Source organism: Xanthomonas sp. DAR 35659 (assembly GCF_041242975.1).
Taxonomy (GTDB): Bacteria; Pseudomonadota; Gammaproteobacteria; order Xanthomonadales; family Xanthomonadaceae; genus Xanthomonas_A; species Xanthomonas_A medicagonis.
Window position 1 is genome coordinate 1,560,415 of sequence record NZ_CP162488.1, and the last position, 17,513, is coordinate 1,577,927.

A 17,513-nucleotide genomic window follows, 5' to 3' on the forward strand; every position below is an offset into this window, starting at 1 on the left:
CTCGGTCTCGCAGGCGGGGCGGTGGCGGGCGTCACAGCGCGATCTCCATGCCGTCGTGGGCCACATCCCAGCCATGCGCGGCGACGGTGCCGCGCTCGGGGGAGTTCGCGTCGAGGATCGGATTGGTGGTGTTGATGTGGATGAAGACCTTGCGCGCCACGTCCAGGTCGGCGAACGCGCGCAGCGTGCCGGCTTCGCCGTCGATGCTCATGTGGCCCATGCGCTGGCCGGTCTTGGCGCTGACCCCGAGCTGCACCAGTTCGTCGTCGCGCCACAGGGTGCCGTCGAAGAACACCAGTTCGGCGCCGCGCAGGCGCGCGCGCAGGGCATCGGTCAGCGCCGCGCAGCCGGGGATGTAGTGGATGCGGTGGTGGCCGTCGTCGATGGTCAGGCCCAGGGTTTCGTCGTCGGCACCGGCCAGGTCGCCACTGTGGCGGCTCTCCATGAACAACGGCACCTTGCCCGGCACCGCGAACGGAGTGACCTGTAGCCCCAGCAGCGACAGCGGCGTGTCCAGGGCGAAGGCATGGCGGTGCACGTAGGCCGGATGCAGTGCGTCGAACACCGGGTTCTGCGCCAGCAGGTCGAGCACGCGGCCGCTGGCATACAGGTCGAAGCGCTGGCTCTCGCGCATCGACAGCAGGCCGGCGATGTGGTCGATCTCGCCGCTGGTCAGCAGCACGGCCTCGATCGGGGAATGGCGTTGGTCGCGCTGCGGCCACAGCGCCGGGGTGGCCAGGACTTGCTGGCGGAAATCGGGCGAGGCGTTGATCAACAGCCAGCGCTGGCGGTCGGCGCTGACCGCGATGCTGGCCTGGGTGCGGCGTTGGGCACCCGGATGGAGGTGCCAGGCCCGCTGGCTCGCGGGCGTGTGGCAGTTCCACTGCGGGTGCCCCCCGCCGGCCGCCGATCCCACTACGATGAGATGCATCCGGTCTCCGTCTTCGGCGCCTGGCCGGTCACATCGTCGTGGAAAGGAGGCTGGGCCTGCTCAAAGCTCGCCGGAGGCGTAGCAGTTGATTTCCGCGCCGACGCAGATTTCGCGGATCACGGGCTTGTTCCACTTCTTCATGGGCATTCCTCTTCGAGTGGGACCACAGGGCGACGGCGGCGGACTGCGCGCGATGGCGGAGCGACGGCGTCGAAATCGAGAATAGGCCCGGCCCCCGGCGCGGATGTGAAATTTCCGGTAAAGCCCGGCCAAGTCGCAACCGCGTCACAGTGAGCTGACGGTGCGTGCCGCGGCGCGCGCCGGCGGCGGCGCAATTGTGGGAAAGCGCGCAAGCGCGCTAGTGTAGGCGGCACTCGATTCGTCACGAACGCCGTCTTGACCCACTCTTCCCATTCCGGCCTGGAGGCGCTGCTGCAGCGCCCGTCGGCGGCCGCCCTGGCCCCGGCCCTGCGCGAGGCCCTGCTGCAGGCCTGGCAGCCGCAGCCGCAGCAGGAGGCGCGCGCACCGTGGCCGGTGCTGGCCGACACCCTGGATGCGCTGGCCCTGCTGTCCGCCGACGAGGCGGCGCTGCTGGCGGCGCTGCTGTTCGACCTGCCGGGCTTGCGCGCGCAGTTGCCGCAACTGCCGGTCGCGCCGCCGGCGCGGGCGCAGGCGGTGAGCGGCCTGCTCGACGGGCAGGACGCGGCCGACCAGGTGTGGGCGCTGCACGCCGGGCGCGAGGCCGGGCGCAACAGCGAGGGCCTGCGCCGGCTGCTGTTGTCGATCGTGCAGGACCTGCGCGTGGTGCCGATCCTGTTGGCGCGGCAACTGGCGAAGATGCGCGTGGCCGACAAGGCGCCGGAGCCGGAGCGCCGCGCGCTGGCGCAGCTGACCCGCGACATCCATGCGCCGCTGGCCAACCGCCTGGGCATCTGGCAGTTGAAGTGGGAACTGGAGGATCTGGCGTTCCGGCACCTGGAGCCGGACACCTACCGGCGCATCGCGCGCGAGGTGGACGAGAGCCGGCTGGCGCGCGAGCGCTACATCGAGGCGGTCAAGAAGACCCTGTCCAAGGCGCTGGCCGAGCAGGGCCTGCGCGCGGAGATCAGCGGGCGGCCCAAGCACATCTACAGCATCTGGCGGAAGATGCAGAAGAAGCGCCTGGCCTTCGACCAACTGTACGATCTGCGCGCGGTACGGGTGATGGTCGACGACGTCGCCGCCTGCTACGCCGCGCTGGGCGTGGTGCATGCGCTGTGGGCGCCGGTGCCCAGCGAGTTCGACGACTACATCGCCCGGCCCAAGGCCAACGACTACCGTTCGCTGCACACCGCCGTGGTCGGCCCGGAAGGGCGCACGATCGAGGTGCAGATCCGCACCCACGAGATGCACGCGCAGGCCGAGCTGGGCGTGGCCGCGCACTGGAAGTACAAGGAAGGCGGCAAGGGCGCGGAGAAGGCCTTCGATCGCAAGATCACCTGGATGCGGCAGCTGCTGGAACAGTCGCAGGACGGCGAGCAGGGTGGCCTGGCCGGCGCGCTGGACGCCGAACTGGTCGAGGACCGGGTCTACGCGCTGACCCCGATGGGCGAGGTAATCGACCTGCCGCAGGGCGCCACGCCGCTGGATTTCGCCTACCACGTGCACACCATGGTCGGGCACCGCTGCCGCGGCGCCAAGGTCAACAACCGCATCGTGCCGCTGACCCACAAGCTGCGCAGCGGCGACCGCGTGGAGATCCTCACCGGCAAGGAGGCCGAGCCGCGCCGCGACTGGCTACTGCCGGCCAACGGTTACCTGGCCAGCGGCCGCTCGCGCGACAAGGTGCGGGCCTGGTTCCACAAGCTCGACCGCGCGCGCAACGTGCAGGCCGGCAAGGACCTGCTCGATCGCGAACTCAAGCGCCTGGGGCTGCAGCACGCGGACCTGCTGCCGGCGGCGAAGAAATTCCATGCCGATGGCATCGAGGAGTTGTACATCCAGGTTGCGCTGGGCGATGTCGGCCCCAGCCAGGTCGGGCGCGCGCTGCACGAGGCCGAGCGCGCCGCGGCGCAGCCGGCCGCGCCGGCGCTGCCGCGGCCGACCGCGCGGCGCAGCGGGCTGGCCAAGTCGAAGTTCACCGTGCAGGGCGTCGGCAATCTGCTGGTGCAACTGGCGCGCTGCTGCCAGCCGGTGGCCGGCGAGCCGATCGCCGGCTACCTGACCCGGACCCGCGGCGTCACCGTGCACCGCGGCGACTGCGCCGCCTTCGCCCGGCTCGCCGCGAGCAGCCCGCAGCGCGTGCTGCCGGTGGAGTGGGGCCAGGCCGGCGGCGGCTACGAGGTGGACGTGCTGGTGCGCGCGGTGGACCGGCGCTGGCTGCTCAAGGACATCACCAACCTGATTGCGCAGGAGGAGGCGCACGTGCTGGAGATCAACAGCGACAACGTGCGCGACAGCGGTCGCGCGCAGTTGCGGCTGCGCTTGAAGGTCGGCGACTACGGGCAGCTGTCCACGCTGCTGGGCAAGCTCGACGCGCTGCCGGGCGTGCACGAGGCGCGGCGCCTGGGCTGAATCGCCGCGCCGCGGCCTGCGCATGCATGGTCTTGCCATCGGCGCACGCTAAGCTTGCGCGGTGAGCGAGCCGCCAGATCAGGTCAGGGACGAACGCCGGCGCGCGTCGCGCGGCGTGCCGCTGTGGCGCGATCGCCGCGTCTGGCGCTGGGCGCTGGCGGCCGTGCTGCTGGCGGCGATGACCGTGGTGGTGTTCCGCCGCCCGCTGGCCGATCTGCTGTGGCCGGAGCCGCGCATCCAGCAACTGCTCGACCAGGGCAATGCCGCGCTGCGCGCCGGGCGGCTCAGTGCCGCCGACGGCAGTGGCGCGCGCGAGCGCTTCGAGGCGGCACTGGCGCTGGACGGCGACCGCCTGCAGGCGCGGGCCGGACTGGCGGCGACCGGCCGCGCCGCGCTCGGCCAGGCGCGCGCGGCACTGGCCGCCGGGCGCTACGCGCAGGTGCGCTCGGCGCTGGCGCTGGCGCGCGCGCTGCAGGTGCCGCGCGCGGACGCCGACCGGATCGAGGCGGCGCTGCGTCAGCGCGAGGCCGCGCATGCCGGGCTCGACCAGTTGCTGCAGCGCGCGGCGCAGGCGCGCGGCGAAGGCCGCCTGGACGGCGCGCCCGATGCGGCGTTGCCCTTGTATCGGCAGGTCCTGGAGTTCGCCCCGGAACGGACCGAGGCGCTGGAAGGGCGCGAGGATGCGTTGTCGGAGCTGTTGCAGCGCGCGCGGTCGGCGCTGGCGCGCGGCGACGTGGCGGCGGCCGCGGCGCTGGTGGCCAGCGCCCGCGACTACGACCCGGGACACGTCGACCTGCCGGACGCGCAGGCGGCGCTGAACCGTGCGCTGGACGCGTTGCGGCGCGAGGCCGAAACCGCCCTGCGCCGGCAGCGGCTGGACGCGGCCGCGCGCGCCTTCGCCAGGCTGCGCGCCGCCGCGCCGGACGCTACGGATGCCCGCGACGGCGAGGAACGCGTGGCCGCGGCGTATGCGGCGCAGGCCACGCGCGCCGCCGCCGATTTCCGTTTCGCCGAGGCCGAGCGCGCCCTGCAGAAGGGCCAGGCGCTGCTGCCCGACAGCCGCGCCCTGGCCGATGCGCGGCAGGCGCTGGCGCGCGCGCGCCAGCGCCAGGCCACGCTGCAGTCGCCGCTGGCCCCGGCCGAGCGCGCCCGCCGCCTGCAGACCCTGCTGGCGGCGGTGCAGGCCGCCGAAGCGCGCGGCGACTGGCTGACGCCGCCTGGCGCCAGCGCCTACGACAGCCTGCTCGCGGCGCAGGTGCTGGCACCGCGCGATGCGCGCGTGCGCAGCGCCGAGCAGCGCGTGCTGGCGGGACTGCGGCAGTGCTTCGACGATGCCTTGCGCGGCAACCGGGTGCTGGCGGCGAGCGCCTGCTACGACGCCTGGCATGCGCTGGCGCCAGGCGGCAGCGGCGTGGCCGCGGCGCGGCGGCGCCTGGCGCAGCGCTGGCTCGCGGTCGGCGACGAGCGCCTGAGCGCCGGCGACGCCGACTTCGCGCGTGAAGCCCTGCGCCGCGCCCGCGCGATCGACCCGGGCACGCCGGAGCTGGCGGCGTTCGAGCGCCGGCTGCGGCGCTTGTCGCCTGGGCGGTGAGCGCACAGGCGGGGCGTTCGCGCCTTGTGGAAACATCTATGGTGTCCGACGTTGTCTGTCGCGGCTGAAGCCGCTCCTACAGAAGCGCGCCGAGTGCACTGTAGGAGCGGCTTCAGCCGCGACGCTCTACCGATAGCGCGTCAGATCAAAGACGCATTGCCCGCATGCCGCCACCGCTCAATCATCAGCGCGGCAGCCGAACCCCGCCGACCTCGCAACCACTAATCCAAAAACACCTCGCGCACCGTGGCGCGTGCCGCATCCAGCGAGAAATGCGTGGCGATGTTGCGCAGGCCGTTGCCGGCGAGCCGGTTCCACAGCGCCTCGTCGGTGTACAGCTGCGCCAGCGCGGCGACGAACTGCGCGGCGCCGTCGGCGATCAGCACGTCCTCGCCATGCCGCAGGTGCATGCCTTCCACCGCGCACGGCGTGGCCACCACCGGCTGGCCGTGCGCCATGCTCAGGTTGACCTTGCCCTTGACCCCGGCGCCGAAGCGCAGCGGCGCCACCGCGATGCGCATCGTGTCCATGTAGGGCGCGATATCCGGCACGTAGCCGAGCAGTTCCACCCCGGGCGTGGCCGCGCCGAGGCGGTGGAGGTCCTCGGGCATGTCGGCGCCGATGCAATGGAAGCGCACGTCCGGCAACAGCGCGCGCAGCGGCGGGAACACCTCCTGCAGGAACCAGCGCACCGCGTCCGCGTTGGGCGCGTGGCGGAAGCCGCCGACGAACACCAGGTCGCGCCGTTGCGCCCACGGCAGGCCCGGCCCGGCCACTTCGTGCAGGTTGGAGATCAGCGCGGTGCGCACCTGCGGCGCCTCGTGCTGCAACTGCGCGCGCTCGACCTCGCTGACCAGGACGGTGACGTCGACCTGGGCCATCACCTCCAGCTCGCGCGCGCGGGTGCGCTCGGCTTCGCGCAGCAGGCGCGCGTCGCCGGCCAGCTCGGCGCCGCGGCGTTCGCGCAGGTAATGCAGGTCCACGGTGTCGAACAGCCGCCGCGCCTGCGGCGCGAAGCGGCGCAGCAGCGGCAGGCAGGCGTGGGCGACGTGGTGGCGCACCAGCAGCACGGCATGGAAGCGCGCGCCGTGCTCCAGCAGGAAGCCGGTCAGGCTCTTGAGGTAGGGCGCGTACCACACCTCCACGCCGAGCCGCTGCAGCGCCTCGCTGTGGCGGCTGGCGTATTCGCGGCCGCTGGGCACCAGCACCACGTGCGCGCCTTCCTGCAGCAGCAGGCGGATCAGGTTGAGCTGGCGCAGCGAGGCCGAGTCGCGGTCCGGCTGCGGCAGCGCCTCGTCGATGATCAGCACCTGGCGCTGGTGCCGGTGCAACTGCGCGGGCGTCGGCGTGGTGCCCGGGGCCAGCTGCCGGGCCAGCACGCCGGCCCACTTGTCGGCGAACACGCCGCGGTTGCGCACCTGGTAGGCCTTGATGCCGGTGCTGGTATCGGTGCCGTTGCTGGTGCCCTCGTCGTGCACCACCTGACTGGCCGGCTGCAGCAGCGTGCGCAGGCCGGCGGCGCGCACGGCGAAGGCGAGGTCGGTGTCCTCGTAGTAGGCCGGCATGTAGCGCGTGTCGAAGCCGCCCAGCGCGAGGAAACGTTCGCGCGCGATCGCCAGCGCCGCGCCGGCGCCGTAGTCGATGTCGCGCAGGTAGGCGTAGCGCGGATCGTCCGGCGATTCGAAGCGGCCGTAGCTCCAGGCGCTGCCGTCGGCGAACACCACGCCGCCGGCCTCCTGCAGGCGCCCGTCCGGGTACAGCAGTTGCGCGGTGACCAGGCCGGCCCTTGGCTCTTGCGTGAAGGTGTCCAGCAGCGCGTCCAGCCAGCCCGGCTGCGGCACCGTGTCGTTGTTGAGGAACACCAGGTAGCGGCCGCGCGCGCGCGCCGCGCCGTCGTTGCAGGTGGCGATGAAGCCGCCGTTGCGCGCACGCACGTGGTAGTGCAGGCCCTGGATCTGCGGCAGCCACTGCACGGTCTCGTCGCTGCTGCCGTCGTCGATCGCCAGGATCTCGCAGGCCGCCGCCGGCGGGTGCGCGGCCAGCGCGCGCAGGCACGCCAGGGTATGCGCGGCGTGGTTGTAGACCGGGATCACGATGCTCGCCAGCGGCGCGTCGCTGTCCGGCACCGCGAAGGGCGCGAACGGCTGCGGCGCGACCGTGAACAGCGCCCGCCGCGGTGGCGGCAGCGGCTGCGCGTGCACCCGCACGCGCTGCCAGGTGCTGCGCCAGCCGCGCGTGCGCAGGCTCGCCAGGCCGCGGCGGAGCAGGCCGCTCAGGCGGCTCAGGGCGTAGCGCGCATTCGCCCAGGACATCGACATCCGTTGCAACTCCAGCTTAAACAGAAGGGGCCCCGCGCCGCGCGGCCTGCTGGCCTGCGCTAGACTCGCCGGAATTTACATTCTCGCATCCCCGTGCCACGACGCTACGACGACAACGACACCGACGATCAGGACACCGACGATCTCGACAGCGGCGCCTCGCCCTGGCGCCGGCGCCTGCTCACCTGGGGCCTGGCCGCGACCGCGCTGGGGCTGGGCTTCCTGATCCCGTACACGGTCTATCTGAACAAGCAGGTGACGCAGCGCTTCGGCGAACTGCGCTGGCAGCTCCCGACCCGGGTCTACGCCCGCCCGCTGACGCTGGCGCCGGACACGGCGATGGACGCGCAGACCCTGAAGACCGAGCTGGACGCGGCCAGCTACCGCGAGGACGCCGGCGCGCAGCGCCCCGGCAGCTACCAGCAGGAGGGCAGCCGCTTCGTCATCGCCAGCCGCGGCTACATCGACGTCGACGGCCGGGTCGCGCCCAAGCGCGTGGAGGTGAGCCTGTCCGGCGGGCGCGTGGCGGCGCTGCGCGACGCGCAGACGCGCAAGACCTTGAACGCGGTGCGGCTGGACCCGGCGCGCATCGCCACCCTGTACGGGCAGAAGCAGGAAGAACGGCGGCTGGTGCGGGTGGACGAAGTGCCCGAACTGCTGGTCACCGGGCTGCAGGCGGTGGAAGACCGCGATTTCAACTACCACCACGGCATCGACCTCAGCGGCATGGTCCGCGCGGCCTGGGTGATGGTGCGCTCGGGCGGCAAGAGCCGGCAGGGCGCCAGCACCCTGACCCAGCAGCTGGCGCGCAGCGGCCTGCTCGGCATCGGCAAGGAGCAGACGCTCACCCGCAAGTTCAACGAGATCCTGTACGCGCTGATCATGGAGGCGCGCTACGACAAGCGCACCATCCTGGAGGCCTATCTGAACCAGGTGTACCTGGGCCAGCGCGGCAGCCAGGCGATCCATGGCGTGGCCTCGGGCGCGGAGTTCTGGTTCGGGCGCGAACTCGATGCGCTGCCGCCGGAGCAGGTGGCGCTGTTGATCGGCCTGGTCAAGGGGCCGTCGTACTACGACCCGCGCCGCTATCCCGAGCGCGCGCTGGACCGGCGCAACTTCGTGCTCGGCAAGCTGCGCGAGAGCGAACTGATCGACGAGCCCACCTACCGTCAGGCGCTGGCCGCGCCGCTGGGCGTGCCGGCCAATCCGGGCCTGGTCGCGGCCAACCGCTTCCCCGCGTACGTGGACCTAGTGCGCCGCCAGCTGGCGCGCGACTACCCGGAAAGCGCGCTGCAGGGCGCCGGGCTGAGCGTGCTGACCGGCATGTCGCCGTCGGCGCAGGCCTACGCCGAGGGCGCGGTGACGCGCACCATCAAGTCGCTGGAGACCAACAAGAAGCGGCCGCCGCTGCAGGCCGGGTTGGTGCTGACCGACACCCACAACGGCGACGTGCTGGCGGTGGTCGGCAGCCGCGACGTGGCGCAGCCCGGCTTCAACCGCGCCATCGAGGCGCAGCGGCAGGTGGGCTCGCTGCTCAAGCCGTTCGTGTACCTGCTGGCGCTGGCGCAGCCGGACCGCTACTCGCTGGCCAGTTGGGTCGACGACTCGCCGGTGACGGTGCAGTTGGGCCGCGGCAAGCGCTGGACCCCGGGCAATTCCGACAACCGCAGCCACGGCACGGTGCGCCTGATCGATGCGCTGGCGCATTCCTACAACCAGGCCACGGTGCGGGTCGGCATGCAGGTGGGGCCGGACCGGGTGGCGCAACTGATCAAGGTGCTGGCCGGGCTCGAGGCCGAGACCAACCCGTCGCTGATCCTGGGCGCGACCGACCAGAGCCCGTACGCGATGACCCAGCTATACCAGTTCCTCGCCTCCGGCGGCGAGATCCAGCCGCTGCACGCGGTGCGCGGCGTGCTCGATCCGCAGGGCAAGCTGCTCAAGCGCTACGACAAGACCCCGGCGCCGGCGCAGGAAGGCGATTCGGTGGCGGCCAACCTGGTCGGGCTGGCGCTGCAGCAGGTGGTCAGCAACGGCACCGCGCGGCAGCTGCTCGGCGACGGCCTGGGCAAGCTGTCGCCGGCCGGCAAGACCGGCACCAGCAACGACGGCGTGGACAGTTGGTACGCCGGCTATACCGGCGACCACCTGGCGGTGATCTGGATCGGCAACGACCAGAACAAGCAGACCGGCCTGTACGGCGCCACCGGCGCGATGCGGGTGTGGTCGGGCATCTTCTCGCGCCTGCCGAGTTCGCCGCTGAAGGTGCAGGGCAAGGGCATCGACTGGCAGTGGATGGACCCGGCCGGCAGCAACAGCACCGATGCCAGCTGTCCCGGCGCGCGCCAGTTCCCGTTCGTGGTCGGCTTCGCCCCGGCGTATGCGCCGTGCGCGCCGCCGCAGGCCTTGCCCGAGGACGGCCAGCCGCCGGCCGAAGGCAGCGACGGCGAGCAGCGCCAGGGGGGCGGCTGGCGCAGCTGGTTCGGCCTGGACAAGAAGAAGGACCCGCCGCCCGCCGATGCGGCGACCACACCGCCAGCGCACTGAAACGAGCCACGGATACCTGTCATGACCCGATATGCCTTCGCCATCGCCGCCCTCAGCCTGCTGCTGGCCTCCTGCGTCAGCGCACCGCCACCGCCGCCGCCCGTGCCGGCGGATACCACCACGCCGGCGCAGCGCGTGGCGACGGTCGAGGCGACCGGTGGCGCCGACGACACCGAACTGAGCGTGCAGCCGCTGCGCGATCCGCAGGTCGAGGACCTGCGCGACAGCGCCAAGCGCAAGCGCGCGGCCGGCGACCTGGCCGGCGCGGCCGCCGCGCTGGACCAGGCCCTGCGCCTGGTGCCGGAAGACCCGACCCTGCTGCAGGAGCGCGCCGAACTGGCCCTGCTGCAGAAGGACGACGCGCAGGCCGAGGCCCTGGCCAAGCGCGCCATCGACCTGGGCTCGCAGACCGGCCCGCTGTGCCGCCGCCACTGGGCCACCATCGAGCAATCGCGCCTTGCCCGCGGACAGAAGGAAAACGCCGCCTCCGCGCATGCGCAGATCGAGCGCTGCACGGTGCCTGGGATCAAGAGGTATTGAAGGCGGGGAGTGGGGAATCGGGAATGGGGAATGGTTAGAAGCCTGCATTGCTGGCGGTTTGTCATCGTGACGGCATCCCGTCTTCCCGCTCCGCCGGCGGCCGGAACAGTGAGCGGGTAGTGGTGCTGCTCCAACGATTCCCTATTCCCGATTCCCCGTTCCCATGTCGCTAGCCCACGCAAGCACCGAAGCGCTCAGCGAAGGCGGCGCGCTCGCGCGTCAGCTCGATGCGTTCGTGCCGCGCGCGGCGCAGTTGCGGCTGACCGCGGCGATCGCCGAGGCCTTCGAGCAGCGCGACGTGCTGCTCGCCGAGGCCGGCACCGGCACCGGTAAGACCTATGCGTACCTGGTGCCGGCGCTGCTGTCGGGGCTGAAGACCATCGTCTCCACCGGGACCCGCGCGCTGCAGGACCAGCTCTACCACCGCGACCTGCCGCGGGTGCGCGCGGCGTTGGGGGTGGGCCTCAACAGCGCGCTGCTGAAGGGCCGCGCCAACTATCTGTGCAAGTACCGGTTGGAACAGGCCAAGGGCGAGCCGCGCTTCACCGCGCGCGAGCAGATCGCGCAGTTCCAGCGCATCGTCGCCTGGAGCGGGCGCACCCGCTTCGGCGATATCGCCGAACTGGACGCGCTGCCCGACGATTCGCCGCTGCTGCCGATGGTCACTTCGACCGTGGACAACTGCCTGGGCACCGAGTGCCCGTTCTGGGGCGAGTGCTTCGTGGTGCAGGCGCGGCAACGCGCACAGGCCGCCGACCTGGTGGTGGTCAACCATCATCTGCTGCTGGCCGACCTGGCGCTGAAACAGGAAGGCTTCGGCGAAATCCTGCCCGGCGCGCAGGCCTTCGTCATCGACGAGGCGCACCAGTTGCCGGAACTGGCGGCGAACTTCTTCGGCGAGAGCTTCGGCATGCGTCCGCTGCAGGAACTGGCGCGCGACTGCCTGGCCGAGAGCCGCCACGTCGCCGGCGCGCTGGCCAGCCTGCAGGCGCCGGTGCAGGCGCTGGAGCAGGCATTGCGCGAGTTGCGCGCGGCGATGGAGGGCTTGCCGACCCGCGGCACGCAATGGCGGCTGCTGGCCAAGCCGCAGGTGCGCGACGGGTTCGATGCGCTGCTGAGCGAGTTGGCACGCCTGCAGGACAGCCTGGCGGCGTTGCGCGAGGCCTCGCCCGGCTTCGACGCCTGCGCCGCGCGCGCGCAGGACATGCGCACGCGGCTGGACCGCTGGCTCGGCGACGATGCGCCGATTCCGGACTTCGATGCCGAGCCGCCGCCGCCGGCCAACGACGTACTGTGGTACGAACTGAGCGCGCGCGGCTTCCGTTGCCAGCGCACGCCGCTGGACGTGTCCGGGCCGTTGCGCACGCACCGCGAGCAGTCGCACGCGGCCTGGGTGTTCACCTCGGCGACGCTGGCGGTGAAGGGCGAGTTCGAGCACATCGCCATCCGCCTGGGGCTGAGCGATCCGATGACCCTGCTGCAGCCCAGCCCGTTCGATTGGGCCAGGCAGGCGCTGTGCTATCTGCCGTCGCTGCCGGACCCGAACGCGCGCGGCTTCGGCACCGCGCTGATCGCCGCGCTGCAGCCGGTGCTGCAGGCTTCGCAGGGCCGCGCCTTCCTGCTGTTCGCCTCGCACCGCGCGTTGCGCGAGGCGGCCGAAGCGTTGCGCGACGGACCCTGGCCGCTGTTCGTGCAGGGCGAGGCGCCGCGCGCGACCCTGCTGCAGCGCTTCCGCGCCTCCGGCAACGGCGTATTGCTCGGCTCGGCCAGCTTCCGCGAAGGCGTGGACGTGGTCGGTGATGCGCTGAGCGTGGTGGTGATCGACAAGCTGCCGTTCGCCGCGCCGGACGATCCGGTGTTCGAGGCGCGGCTGGACGCGATCCGCCGCGACGGCGGCAATCCGTTCCGCGACGAGCAACTGCCGCAGGCGGTGATCGCGCTCAAGCAGGGCGTGGGCCGGCTGATCCGCAGCGAGAGCGACCGCGGCGTGCTGGTGCTGTGCGATCCGCGGCTGCTGTCCAAGTCCTACGGCCGCACCTTCCTGGAATCGCTGCCCCCGTTCGCGCGTACCCGCGACGTGGAGGACGTGCGCCAGTTCTTCGCGGTCGAGGCCCCCGCGCGGGTGGATAATCTCGACACGGGCACGTCGCCGCCATCCGCCTAGCCGACGCAAGCGTTCGCGTCCGCGTTTGTCCTTGCGATTCCCCAATCCCCATTCCCGAATCCCCGCCCCCAATGAACCTACTCGCTTTCGAAACCTCCACCGAAGCCTGCTCCGTCGCGGTGCAGGTCGGCGACCGCGTGCTGGAGCGCTTCGAACTGGCGCCGCGCCGGCACGCCGAGCTGGCGTTGCCGTGGGCCGAGCAGTTGCTCGCCGAGGCCGGCATCGCCCGCAGCCAGCTCGATGCGATCGCCTTCGGTCGCGGCCCGGGCGCGTTCACCGGCGTGCGCCTGGCGATCGCGCTGGCGCAGGGCATCGCGCTGGCGCTGGACCTGCCGGTGCTGCCGGTGTCCACCCTGCAGGCGCTGGCCTTGCGCGCGCCGGCCGACGCGCCGCGCGTGCTGGCCGCGATCGATGCGCGCATGGGCGAGATCTACGCCGCGACCTACGCGCGCGACACCGACGGCCTGCACGCGCTGACGCCCGAGCAGGTGCTGGCGCCCGACGCCTTCGCGCTGCCCGATGCGCAGGCGCACTGGCACGGTGTCGGCACCGGCCTGGCGGCGGGCGACGGCCGCCTGCAGCACCGCCTCGGCGCGCAGTTGCGCGGCGCCGACGCGCACGCCTTGCCGCATGCCGCCGACGTGCTGGTCCTGGCGCTGGCCGCGCACGCGCGCGGCGAGGCGATCGCGCCCGAACGCGCGGAGCCGGCCTATCTCCGGGACAACGTCGCCCTGACCCTGGCCGAGCAGCACGCGCAGCGGGCCGCGCGGTGAGCGTCATGGACGCCGAACGCGCGCGCTTTCGCGGCTGCCTGCTGGGCCTGGCGGTCGGCGATGCGCTCGGGACCACGCTGGAATTCAAGGCGCCCGGCAGCTTCGCGCCGATCGACGACATGGTCGGCGGCGGCCCGTTCGAGCTGCGCCCCGGGCAGTGGACCGACGATACCTCGATGGCGCTGTGCCTGGCGCACAGCCTGCTGTATCGCGGCGGTTTCGACGCCGCCGACCAGATGAACCGCTACTGCAACTGGTACCGCCACGGCTACCTGAGCAGCACCGGCACCTGTTTCGACATCGGCAACACCGTGCGCCAGGCGCTGGAGCGCTATCTCGATGGCGGCCCGGCCTTCAGCGGCAGCGCCGATCCGCGCGCGGCCGGCAATGGCTCGCTGATGCGATTGGCGCCGGTGGCGATGTACTACGCGCAGCGTCCGGACGTGCTGGCCGAGCGCGCGGCGGACAGCTCGCGCACCACGCATGCCGCCGCCGAGGCGCTGGACGCCTGCCGGCTGTTCGCCGTGCAGTTGCGCAGCGCGCTGCTCGGCGGCGATCGCACGCAGGTACTGCGTGCGCCGGATCTGGCCCTGGACACGCCGGCGCTGCGCGCGCTGGCCGTGCGCGACCATGCGGCGGTGCCGGCGACGCAGATTCGCGGCACCGGCTACGTGGTCGATGCGCTGTCGGCGGCGCTGTGGTGCTTCGCGACCACCGAGTGCTTCGCCGACGCGGTGCTGCGCGCGGCCAACCTGGGCGAGGACGCCGACACCACCGCGGCGATCTGCGGGCAGTTGGCGGGCGCCTTCTATGGCATCGACGGCATCCCCGCCGCCTGGCGCACGCGCGTGCAGGACGCGGCCGAGATCGTGGCCTTGGCTGATCGCCTGCATGCGGCCAGCGGCGCGCAGTGAGGCCGCGCAGGGTGCCGACCGCTCGCGGCCGGCACCGGTGCGCACCGCCGGCGCGGCTCAGTAGTCGTAGCTGACGCTCAACCGGACCGACCGCGGCGCCTGGCGCAGCAACGGCGCGCCATAGACCGGATCGCTCACGCCCGGATCGCTTTCCGAGTACGGGTACTTCCACAGCGTGGCCTGGCCGTTGAACACGTTGAACACGTCCAGATTGAAGGCCAGTTTGTGGTCGGCGGACGCCGGCCGCCACGACACGCCCAGGTCGAGCTGCTTCAGCCACGGCAGCCTGCCCTGGCTGCCCGGAGGCGCCGGCTGGCCCTGGTAGTAGTGGTAGGCAATGCCGTAGCCGGACGGATCGCTCTGGTCGGCGCCGTACGCGCCTAGTGCGCTGAACGGCGCGCCGGAGATCAGTTTGAGATTGGCCGACAGCAGCCACTGCGGGTTGAACTGGTAGTAGCCGTAGAACTTGAACTGATGGGTGTGGTCGTTGCTCTGCGGCCCGTTGGTGTGCTCCATCAGCTGCGCATAGTCCCAGGCCTGGGTGGTGGACACCGCGGTCTGGCCGATGCCCGACAGCAGCTGGCCCTCGGTGGTGCCGTAGCTGCGCGACCAGGTGTAGTCGAGGCGGCCGTACCAGCGCTGGTCGAACGGATGCTCCAGCGACAGGTTGATTCCGTAGTAGTTGCGCTTGAACGCGGGGAAGCCGAACTGCGCGTTGCTCAGCGGCACGCTGACGTAGTTGCCCGCGGTGTCCACCAGGGTGAAGGTGTTGCGCCTGCCCGGATTGATCAGCCAGCAGCTGACCGGATTGCTGGCCAGGGTCACCGTATGCCCCTGCGCCGCGGCCGCGGCGAATACCGTGTCGCTGTCGCAGTAGTCGTCCACGCCGCTGCGCAGGACGCGGTAGGTGCCCTTGGCGCCGTAGACCCAGCTGTCGCCCCAGGCCTTGGTTAAGCCGAGGATGAATTCGTCCTGGAACGAGGGCTTGATGCCCTGCGTGGCCACGGTCCTGGGATCGGGCAGGATGCCGTAGTTGTTGTTGGCCGAGACCGCGCCGGAGATCTGGGTCAGGTCGGTGGGATAGCCGTTGCCGTCGATGCCGCCGTAGGTGTAGTAGGTCGAGGTCGCCAGGGTCGCGCCGGCGGCGTTGAACGCCGGGTTCAGCGGCAGCGCCAGGTAGTAGCGGCCGGCGTTGCCGTACACCTTGAAGCGCGCATCGCCGTCCACGTCCCAACTGAAGCCCAGGCGCGGCGCCCACTGGCCGCTGGTCTGCTTGATGTAGGCGTCGCCGTCGCGGTTGTAGTTGGTGAACTGATCCAGGCGCAGGCCGAGGCTGAGCAGGAAGCGGTCGCTGACCTGCCAGTTGTCCTCGACGTACTGCGCGCGCTGCGCCGCGCGCACCGAGGCCAGCGCGCTGTAGACGTACCGGCGCACGTAGTAGCCGTCCTGGCCGTTGGCATAGCCGCCGGTGGCCGGCACCCCGAGTCCGGTGTTGATCGGCACGTTCGGGTTGGACTGGCCGTAGATCCACTGGTAGCCATCGCCCGACGCGACCGAGCCGCGGTTGAGCGCGCGCGCGTTCTGGTTGTCGATGCCGATGGTGATGCTGTGCTCGCCGATCACGTAGTTCAGGTCCAGCCGCAGGTTGTCGGTGCGGTTGCCGCGGTCGGGATCGATCAGCAGCGCGGTGGTCTGCGCATTGGTGATCGGGGTGCCGCCGGTGTAGGCCGGGTTCTGGAACGAGGTGCCGGAGAGATAGGTCAAGGCGCCGCTGTAGTTGGGATTGCCGCTGTAGTCGTCGGTGCGCTGCTTGCCGTACTGGGCGCTGAAGGTCAGGCGGTCGGTGAGATAGCCGGTGTACTTGGCGGTCCACAGGTCGCCGCCGGTCTTGGTGGTGTCGGCGCTGCCGCGCGGGGCGCCGATGTCGCGGCCGCTGTAGTCGGAATACGTGCCGCGGGTGATGTAGCGGCTGGAGGCGCCGGTGATCTCCAGCAGTTGCCGGTCGCTGATGTTCCAGTCCAGCTTGGCGTACCAGCTCGGCCGGCGGTAGCGGTAGTCGTAGTAGTACTCGCCCGGGGTGGTCTCGCGCGCGCCGTAGAAGCGGTCGCCGTCCTGGCGCTGCAGTTCGTAGGCGCCGAAGAAGAACAGCTTGTCCTGGAGCAGCGGGCCGCCCGCGTAGAGACTCTGGGTGCTGAGCGTGGAGCCGCTCTTGCTGTCCGGCCGGTACAGGCTGCCGTCGCCGGGCGCGTAGACGTCCTTCTGCGAGGAGCTCAGCCCGTCCGGCTCCCAGGTCGCCTGGCCGCCGACATGCCATTCGTTGCTGCCGCGCTTGCCGACCGCGTTGATCACGCCGCCGTCGGAACGCCCGTACTTGGCGCTGTAGCCGCCGGTATAGACCTCCAACTGGTCGATGCTGCCGTAGGGCAGGGTCAGCCCGCCCAGGCCGCGCAGCGGGTCGGTGGTGTTGAAGCCGTTGATGTAATACGCGTTCTCCGCGGACGAGGCGCCACCGAAGCTGAGCAGTTGCGCGCCGGTCGGGCCGATGTAGGTGCCGCTGCCGCTGTTGCCGGCCACGCCGGGCGCCAGTTGCGCGATCGCCTCGGCCGAGCGTCCCAGCGGCAGCCGCTGCAGCTGCTGGGCATCGATCACGGTGCGCGAGTCCACGCTGCCGATGTCGATCGCCGCGGCGGCGCGGTCGGCGCTGACCTGGACCCCGGACAGGCTGGTGACGGCGGCTAAGGACACGTCGGTGACCGCGCCGACGGTGAGGCCGACGCCTTCGCGGCTGCCGAGCACGGCGTCGTCGGCGCCCTTGGCGATGACGGTGTAGGTGCCCAGCGGCAACTGGCCGACGCTGTAGCGGCCGCGCGCGTCGACCGTGACCTCGCGGCTCAGGCCGCTGTCGCTGCGCACCAGCACGCGTTGCGCGTTGGCCGGCGCCTGTCCGGCGACCGCGCCGGTGGTGGATTGGGCGAACACGTGTGGCGCGGCGAGGGCGGCGGCCAGCGCCAAGGCGAGCAGGGCGGGTCTGTGGAGAAGGGGGGACTTTTTCATGGAGGAAGCGGCTCGGGTGGTGGGGGCGGGGAGCGCGCCGCGCCTGCTTCCGAGTCACGCGTCCTTGGCGATGCGGTGTGCGCGGTAACGTTCCCCGCGTCCATTAACTTGAATGCGTCGCCCATTCA

The 17,513-nt window shown here is 71.8% G+C and carries 11 protein-coding genes; 7 read left to right on the forward strand and 4 right to left on the reverse strand.

The window, feature by feature from the left end:
* Positions 1-31 precede the first annotated feature (31 nt).
* Positions 32-931: a pyrroloquinoline quinone biosynthesis protein PqqB gene (gene pqqB, locus AB3X07_RS06650; RefSeq protein WP_369943646.1), complete on the reverse strand. Its 900-nt coding sequence runs from the start codon at positions 929-931 to the stop codon at positions 32-34.
* A 60-nt stretch (positions 932-991) separates the two neighbouring features.
* Complete coding sequence (pqqA, locus tag AB3X07_RS06655; protein ID WP_369944676.1) at positions 992-1,078, reverse strand: pyrroloquinoline quinone precursor peptide PqqA; 87 nt, start codon at positions 1,076-1,078, stop codon at positions 992-994.
* 249 nt (positions 1,079-1,327) lie between these two features.
* On the opposite strand from pqqA, the gene AB3X07_RS06660 reads away from it, so the two are divergent.
* Together AB3X07_RS06660 and AB3X07_RS06665 are read left to right on the forward strand one after the other, a co-directional pair.
* A complete protein-coding gene (locus AB3X07_RS06660) occupies positions 1,328-3,484 on the forward strand; it encodes a RelA/SpoT family protein (RefSeq protein WP_369943647.1) in 2,157 nt (718 codons plus the stop codon).
* Positions 3,485-3,662: 178 nt separating this feature from the next.
* Positions 3,663-5,075, forward strand: coding sequence for a hypothetical protein (locus AB3X07_RS06665; protein ID WP_369944678.1), 1,413 nt, complete (start codon positions 3,663-3,665; stop codon positions 5,073-5,075).
* Positions 5,076-5,296: 221 nt separating this feature from the next.
* Here AB3X07_RS06665 and AB3X07_RS06670 read toward each other — a convergent pair whose 3' ends face one another.
* On the reverse strand, positions 5,297-7,393 hold the full coding sequence (locus AB3X07_RS06670) for a glycosyltransferase (protein ID WP_369943648.1): 2,097 nt from the start codon (positions 7,391-7,393) through the stop codon (positions 5,297-5,299).
* Between the two features lie 93 nt (positions 7,394-7,486).
* On the opposite strand from AB3X07_RS06670, the gene mrcB reads away from it, so the two are divergent.
* From mrcB to AB3X07_RS06695, 5 genes are all read left to right on the forward strand, one after another.
* Positions 7,487-9,940 (forward strand): penicillin-binding protein 1B, encoded by a 2,454-nt coding sequence (gene mrcB, locus AB3X07_RS06675; RefSeq protein ID WP_369943649.1) that lies wholly within the window; start codon positions 7,487-7,489, stop codon positions 9,938-9,940.
* 21 nt (positions 9,941-9,961) lie between these two features.
* Positions 9,962-10,480, forward strand: coding sequence for a hypothetical protein (locus AB3X07_RS06680; RefSeq protein ID WP_369943650.1), 519 nt, complete (start codon positions 9,962-9,964; stop codon positions 10,478-10,480).
* Positions 10,481-10,643: 163 nt separating this feature from the next.
* Positions 10,644-12,644, forward strand: a complete 2,001-nt coding sequence (locus AB3X07_RS06685; RefSeq protein WP_369943651.1) for an ATP-dependent DNA helicase — start codon at positions 10,644-10,646, stop codon at positions 12,642-12,644.
* A 71-nt stretch (positions 12,645-12,715) separates the two neighbouring features.
* Entirely contained in the window at positions 12,716-13,417 is a 702-nt protein-coding gene (gene tsaB, locus AB3X07_RS06690; protein WP_369943652.1) for a tRNA (adenosine(37)-N6)-threonylcarbamoyltransferase complex dimerization subunit type 1 TsaB, read from the forward strand.
* A 5-nt stretch (positions 13,418-13,422) separates the two neighbouring features.
* Entirely contained in the window at positions 13,423-14,331 is a 909-nt protein-coding gene (locus AB3X07_RS06695) for an ADP-ribosylglycohydrolase family protein (RefSeq protein ID WP_369943653.1), read from the forward strand.
* Between the two features lie 57 nt (positions 14,332-14,388).
* Here AB3X07_RS06695 and AB3X07_RS06700 read toward each other — a convergent pair whose 3' ends face one another.
* Entirely contained in the window at positions 14,389-17,385 is a 2,997-nt protein-coding gene (locus AB3X07_RS06700) for a TonB-dependent receptor (protein WP_369943654.1), read from the reverse strand.
* Positions 17,386-17,513: the final 128 nt, after the last annotated feature.